The organism is Mesorhizobium sp. USDA 4132 (genome assembly GCF_056279545.1).
In genome coordinates this window covers 4593846-4600120 of the sequence record NZ_JBWCCP010000001.1, presented here as the reverse complement: position 1 = coordinate 4600120, position 6275 = coordinate 4593846, and the positions used below count along the sequence as shown (strand labels likewise).

General features: G+C 63.6%; 5 protein-coding genes. 4 read left to right on the top strand and 1 reads right to left on the bottom strand.

Annotated elements, in window-relative coordinates; all coding sequences use genetic code 11:
• Nucleotides 1–172 precede the first annotated feature (172 nt).
• The 4 genes from lhpI (at nucleotide 173) to ACZ9IU_RS22720 (ending at nucleotide 5657) form a co-directional block, all read left to right on the top strand.
• On the top strand, nucleotides 173–1126 hold the full coding sequence (gene lhpI / locus ACZ9IU_RS22735; protein ID WP_038547494.1) for a bifunctional Delta(1)-pyrroline-2-carboxylate/Delta(1)-piperideine-2-carboxylate reductase: 954 nt from the start codon (nucleotides 173–175) through the stop codon (nucleotides 1124–1126).
• Nucleotides 1126–3612 (top strand): ATP-dependent helicase HrpB, encoded by a 2487-nt coding sequence (hrpB, locus tag ACZ9IU_RS22730; RefSeq protein WP_038547493.1) that lies wholly within the window; start codon nucleotides 1126–1128, stop codon nucleotides 3610–3612. Before lhpI ends, hrpB begins: the two co-directional genes overlap by 1 nt.
• A gap of 86 nt (nucleotides 3613–3698) precedes the next feature.
• The gene (locus ACZ9IU_RS22725; RefSeq protein WP_244447454.1) at nucleotides 3699–5015 is read left to right on the top strand and encodes an ActS/PrrB/RegB family redox-sensitive histidine kinase; all 1317 of its coding nucleotides are present in this window, start codon (nucleotides 3699–3701) and stop codon (nucleotides 5013–5015) included.
• Between the two features lie 66 nt (nucleotides 5016–5081).
• Nucleotides 5082–5657, top strand: coding sequence for an ActR/PrrA/RegA family redox response regulator transcription factor (locus ACZ9IU_RS22720; protein WP_038547487.1), 576 nt, complete (start codon nucleotides 5082–5084; stop codon nucleotides 5655–5657).
• Nucleotide 5658: 1 nt separating this feature from the next.
• Here the strand turns inward: ACZ9IU_RS22720 and ACZ9IU_RS22715 are convergent, their stop codons facing one another.
• Nucleotides 5659–6147, bottom strand: a complete 489-nt coding sequence (locus tag ACZ9IU_RS22715; RefSeq protein ID WP_038549872.1) for an MmcB family DNA repair protein — start codon at nucleotides 6145–6147, stop codon at nucleotides 5659–5661.
• Nucleotides 6148–6275 lie beyond the last annotated feature (128 nt).

Sequence of the window (6275 nt, the reverse complement as noted above, 5' to 3'; positions counted from 1 at the left end):
GGATTTTCAAAAAACTGTCATTTTTCTCGGGACCTGCCCAAAACACGCGATTTCCGGCCATAAAATGAGCAGCGCTTAACGAAAGGGCAGCTCCGGAGCGCCGAAAAACCCATTTTACGCGGCGATTTCGCGTTGTTAGGGTAAAACCGATTTCTGGCGGCTGGAGTATGACATGCTGGTATTGAATGAAGTGCAGACCCGGGATGCACTCCCCTTTGCGGAACTCATCGCGGCAATCGAAACGATGTTCAAAAGCGACTGCGTCATGCCGGTGCGCCACCATCATGAGATGGAGGTGCCGGGTGAGGCAAATGCGGTCATGCTGCTGATGCCCGCCTGGGTGCCTGGCGACCATATCGGCGTCAAGATCCTCAATCTGTTTCCGGACAATCATCTCCGGTCCCTGTCGACCATCTTCGGCAGCTACCTTCTTTCGTCGGGCAAGACCGGGGAGATGCTGGCGATCGTCGAGGGCGGCGAGCTGACGGCGCGCCGCACCGCCGCAACCTCGGCGCTCGCCGCTCAATATCTCGCGCGGGAAGATGCAGAGGTCATGCTGATGGTTGGAACCGGCCGGCTTTCGCTCAACCTCATGCAGGCCCATGCGATCACACGGCCGCTCAAACATTTCCGCATCTGGGGACGTCATATAGAGAAGGCCGAAGAGACTGCGCACGAGGCACGGATGCTCGGGCTCGACGCGGCGGCCGTCGAGGATCTTGCCGTCGCGGCCGGACAGGCGGACATCATTTCCTGCGCGACACTATCCAACGAGCCACTGATCCGCGGCGAATGGCTGAAGCCGGGCGCGCATCTGGATCTCGTCGGCGCCTTCAAGCCGGACATGCGCGAGAGCGACGACGAGGCGGTGCGGCGCGCGTCCGTCTTCGTCGATACACGCGCCGGCGCCATGAAGGAAGGTGGCGACATCGTTCTGCCGCTCGCAAGCGGGGCGCTGTCGAAGGAGGGGATCAAGGCGGAACTGGCCGAACTCGCGCATGGAAAACATCCCGGCCGCACAAGCGCGGACGAGATCACGCTCTTCAAGTCGGTGGGCGCGGCGCTCGAGGATCTTGCCGGAGCGATCCTTGCCTATCGTCATGTCAGCGGACAGGTTTCGCACTGATGGCCTCAGCGCATGCGGCAGGTCCAATCACGAAGAACCTGCCAAGGCTTCCCGTCACCGAGGTTCTCGGCGATATCATGCAAGCGCTCGCCGATGGCACGCGCGCCGTGCTTTCCGCCCCACCGGGCGCCGGCAAGACGACGCTGGTGCCGCTGGCGCTGCTCGACCAGGCCTGGTGCACCGGAAAGATCATCCTGCTCGAACCGCGGCGGCTGGCGGCGCGCGCGGCTGCGTCCCGCATGGCGTCGCTGCTCGGCGAACAGGTCGGCGAACAGGTCGGGTACCGGATGCGGCTCGACAACAAGGTCTCGGCGAAGACCCGTGTCGAAGTGGTAACCGAGGGCGTATTCGCCCGGATGATCCTCGACGATCCGGAGCTCACCGGCGTTTCCGCCGTCATCTTCGACGAATTCCACGAGCGGTCGCTCGACGCGGATTTCGGTCTGGCGTTGGCGCTCGACGTGCAATCGGCGCTGCGCGACGACTTGAGGATCCTCGTCATGTCGGCGACACTGGATGTGGAGCGGGTGGCGGGACTGCTTGGCGAGCCACCAGTCATCAAGAGCGAAGGCCGGACGTTTCCGATCGACATCCAGCATCGCGACCGCGCGCCGAACGAAAGGATCGAAGACGCGATGACGCGGGCGATCGTCGAGGCGCACGCGAATGACACGGGTTCCATCCTCGCCTTCCTGCCGGGCCAGGCGGAAATCCTGCGGACTGCCGAGCGGCTCGCGAACCGATTCGGGCCGGAGACCGTGGTGGTGCCGCTTTACGGCAATCTTTCCCAGAGGGAGCAGGATATGGCGATCCGGCCGGCGCCCGCCGGACAGCGCAAGATCGTGCTGGCCACATCGATCGCCGAAACCTCCATTACTATAGACGGGGTCCGGATCGTCATCGACAGCGGGCTGCAGCGCCTACCGGTGTTCGAGCCCTCGACCGGGATCACTCGGCTGGAGACGGTGCGTGTTTCCCGCGCCTCGGCGGATCAACGGGCGGGTCGTGCCGGCCGTACCGAACCGGGCATCGCGATGCGCCTCTGGCATCCGGGACAGACGGCAGCGCTGCAGGCGTTCACGCCGCCGCAGATATTGGCAAGCGACCTTTCCGGCCTGGTTCTCGATCTAGCCCATTGGGGCGTCCAGGATCCGAAGGGACTTGCCTTTCTCGATCCGCCTCCCGGGCCGGCCTTCAACGAGGCAAAGGTGCTGCTGACCCAGCTCGGCGCACTCGACCCCCAGGGCGGGCTGACGGAAAATGGCCGGCTGATGCGGGAACTGGCGCTTCCACCGCGGCTTGCGGCCATGGCGATCTCGGCGGCGGAAGAGGGTTTCGGCAGGCAGGCCTGTCTGCTTGCCGTGCTTCTGACCGAACAGGGGCTCGGCGGCAGCAATATCGATCTCGACGAACGGTTGCGGCGGTTCCGCAACGAACGCGGCGACAGAGCCGATGCGGCCCGTAAACTTGCCGATCGGATCTTCTCGAACCTGCCGAGGCGATCGCAGTCGACGGAAACGGTTCTCGCCGGCCGGCTTCTGCTGCATGCCTATCCGGACCGGATCGCGCTGCAGCGCGGCGGGCGCGGGCGTTTCTTGATGGCGAACGGGCGCGGCGCGGAATTGCAGGAGACCGAGCGGCTGGCGGCATCGCAGATGCTGGTCATCGCCGACCTAACCGGCCGGGCCGCCCAGGCGCGTATTCTCGCGGCCGCGGAGATCAGCCGGGCGGATGTGGAAGTGGAGCTTGCCGGCGCAATCCGCGAGAGCGAGGAATGTTTCTTCGACCGGCCCAGCCGGCAGGTGCGCGCCCGCAAGGTGACCCGGCTCGGCGCCATCATCTTCGAGGAAAGGCCACTGCCCCGGCCGAGTGGCGAACGGGCCGCACAGGCGCTGGCGGACGGCGTGCGGGAACTGGGGTTTCAGGTCCTGCCGTTCTCCAAGGAAGGTGCCCAATTGCGCGACCGGATCGGTTTCCTCAACCGGTCGATCGGCGAGCCTTGGCCTGATGTGAGCGACGAGGCGCTGCTTGCCCGGCTCGACGACTGGTTCGTTCCCTTCCAGGGCGGTGCATCGGGCATCGATTCCATCAATCCCGGCAGTCTTTCGGAAGGGCTGCGTTCGCTCATTCCGCACGAGGTTTCCCAGAATCTCGCCAAGCTGGCGCCGACGCATTTCGAGGCGCCTACGGGCGAGCGGCATCCGATCCGCTATGATGGCGAGGAGCCGGTCCTGGCGATCCGGGTGCAGGAACTGTTCGGGCTGAAGAAACATCCGGCGATTGCCGGCGGAAAACTGCCGCTGCTGCTCGAACTGAACTCGCCGGCGCATCGGCCGATCCAGACGACACGGGACCTGCCCGGTTTCTGGGCCGGTTCCTGGAAGGATGTGCGGGCCGAAATGCGCGGCCGTTATCCCAAACATCCCTGGCCGGAGGATCCGGCCGAGGCTGCGCCGACGACACGTGCCAAACCGCGCGGGACGTGACAGAATGCCGCCTGCGACCTGAAGTCGAGCCGGTTTATGAAGGCGGCCTCAAGTCACTTGTATTCGACAAGATTAAAGAGCAGGCGGTGAGCGTAGACAGTCCTTCAGTGCGTTTTGCGCAATTCGGCCCCTCGAGCCGACGAATTCGGCTTCAGACACTGGTGCGGCTCCGCTGGCTGGCGGTCGCCGGTCAGACGATTACCGTCGTCATCGTCGGGCTGCTGCTGCAGTTTCCTCTGCCTCTGCAGGAGGCAGGCATTCTGGTTGGTGCGCTTGCGGTCGCCAACCTCACCCTGTCGGCCTGGTTCCCGCCGACCCATCGGCTTGGCCCGAAATCGGCGCTGGCGCTGCTCGGTTTCGACCTGTTGCAGATGGCAGCGCTGCTGTTCATCACCGGCGGGCTTGCCAACCCCTTTGCGCCGCTGATCTGCGTTCCGGTGATCATCGCCTTCGCGTCTCAGCCGCTGCGCCATTCGCTTGTCCTGATCGTTTTTGCGCTGGTCTGCACCACGGTGCTCGCCTTCTCGCCCTACGCGGTGCCCTGGTATGAGGGCGAGCCGCTTCGGATCCAGCCGGTCATGCAGCTCGGCGTCTGGTGTTCGATCGCCTCGATGATGATGTTCGCGGCTTTCTATGCCTATCGCGTCAGCCATGAAGCGACGCTGCTCGCCGATGCGCTTGCGGCGACCGAACTGGTCCTGGAGCGGGAAAAGCACCTTTCGCAGCTCGACGGGCTGGCGGCGGCGGCGGCCCATGAGCTCGGCACGCCGCTCGCAACCATCAGCGTCGTCGCCAAGGAGATGGAGCGCGAGCTTGGTCCCGACGACCGGTTCCGCGAGGACGTGCTGCTGCTGCGAAGCCAGAGCGAACGCTGTCGCGATATTCTTCGCCGGCTTACCTCGCTTTCCGCCGAGAGCGAGGAACATATGCGCCGGCTGCCGCTTTCCTCCCTGGTCGAGGAGGTCGTGGCGCCGCATCGGCAATTCGGCATCGAGATCGAACTCGTCGAGAAAAACGACCGGACCAACGAGCCGGTCGGCAACCGCAATGCCGGCATTATATATGGACTCGGCAACCTGATCGAAAACGCGGTCGATTATGCCAAGAGCAAAGTGACCGTCACGGTGGAGCACAATGTCGAGCGGGTGGCGATCACCATCGAGGATGACGGCCAGGGTTATGCGCCGGATATTCTTTCGCGGATCGGCGAACCCTATATGACGAAAAGACCCAAGGAAGACGAACGGGCGGGTGGACTTGGCCTCGGTCTTTTCATCGCCAAGACGCTGCTCGAACGGTCCGGCGCCGCGATCCGCTTCGGCAACCGCGACAGCGGCGAACCGGGCGCCCGCATTGATATCGAATGGCCGCGTTCGGTGATGGACGCGCAGGACTTAAAGTAAGCCGGCCAGCTGGCCGATCATCACGAAAAGGCAAGCGGGCCTTTGAAACCCGCGGAGACAAAAGAGATGGAAACACACCCGGAACCGACCAAGGTTCATGCCGACCCCGAGCTCGGGCCCGACCCTTCGCTGCTGATCGTCGATGACGATGGACCGTTCCTGCGCCGGCTCGCTCGAGCCATGGAGACCCGCGGCTTCCTGGTCGATACGGCGGAGTCCGTCGCGGAAGGTATCGCCAAAACGAAGGCGCGGCCGCCGAAATATGCTGTGGTCGACCTGCGCCTCGGCGACGGCAACGGGCTGGACGTGATCGAGGCGATCCGCCAGAGCCGCGAGGATACCAAGGTGATCGTGCTGACCGGCTACGGCAATATCGCGACCGCCGTGACGGCCGTGAAACTCGGGGCGCTCGACTATCTCGCCAAGCCCGCCGACGCCGACGACATTTTTAGCGCGCTGACCCAGAGGCCGGGCGAGCGGGCTGATGTGCCTGAAAACCCGATGTCGGCGGATCGTGTGCGCTGGGAACATATCCAGCGGGTCTATGAGATGTGCGAGCGCAATGTGTCGGAGACGGCGCGGCGGCTCAACATGCATCGCCGCACGCTGCAGCGCATCCTTGCCAAGCGCGCGCCGAAATAAGTCACATCTCGTCGAAACTCTTGCCGGTCGCCCATTCAGCCAGCATCAGGCGCTGGGCGGCGGCACGCGAAAAGTTCAGTGTCATCGCCTTGCGGGTCGCAGGCGGCAGCCTGTGTTCCGGTGCGTCGCGCAACAGGTGCCCGCCATAACCGTCCGAGAGGAAGAGGCCGCAATCCTCCGGGAAGATGTCGAGCGGCACGTCCTTGTGCGTCGCGAAAAACAGGCGGTCGCAGAAGGCTCGGTATTCCGGCCATTTGCGGTCGACGCGAAAATCCTCGATCGACGTCTTGATCTCGATGATCCAGATCTCGCCCTTTTCCGAAATGGTCACCAGGTCGGCGCGCCTTCCGCTCGACAGCACGAGTTCCGGCAACATCGCGTGCCGCATGTCGTGCAGCAGAATCTGGACGCCCTTGCGGACCAGCATGGCGCGGGCTGACTGCCGCCCATCTATTAACGGATTATTACTGGCAAGGTTGAGTATAGTCATAGAATCCCGAAAAACCGCTTCCATGATGTTGCAAAAACGCCATGGCTTTTTTCAATCATGCGCCGGCTCTGTTTTGATGCGCTGCAGCGCTTGCCAAGCGTAATCTAATCTAAAATAACCCCTGATCA

Coding starts and splice junctions, on each gene's coding strand:
- ACZ9IU_RS22720 (WP_038547487.1), top strand. CDS start 5,082: ATGGAAACACACCCGGAACCGACCAAGGTTCATGCCGACCCCGAGCTC.
- lhpI (WP_038547494.1), top strand. CDS start 173: ATGCTGGTATTGAATGAAGTGCAGACCCGGGATGCACTCCCCTTTGCG.
- ACZ9IU_RS22715 (WP_038549872.1), bottom strand. CDS start 6,147: ATGACTATACTCAACCTTGCCAGTAATAATCCGTTAATAGATGGGCGG.
- hrpB (WP_038547493.1), top strand. CDS start 1,126: ATGGCCTCAGCGCATGCGGCAGGTCCAATCACGAAGAACCTGCCAAGG.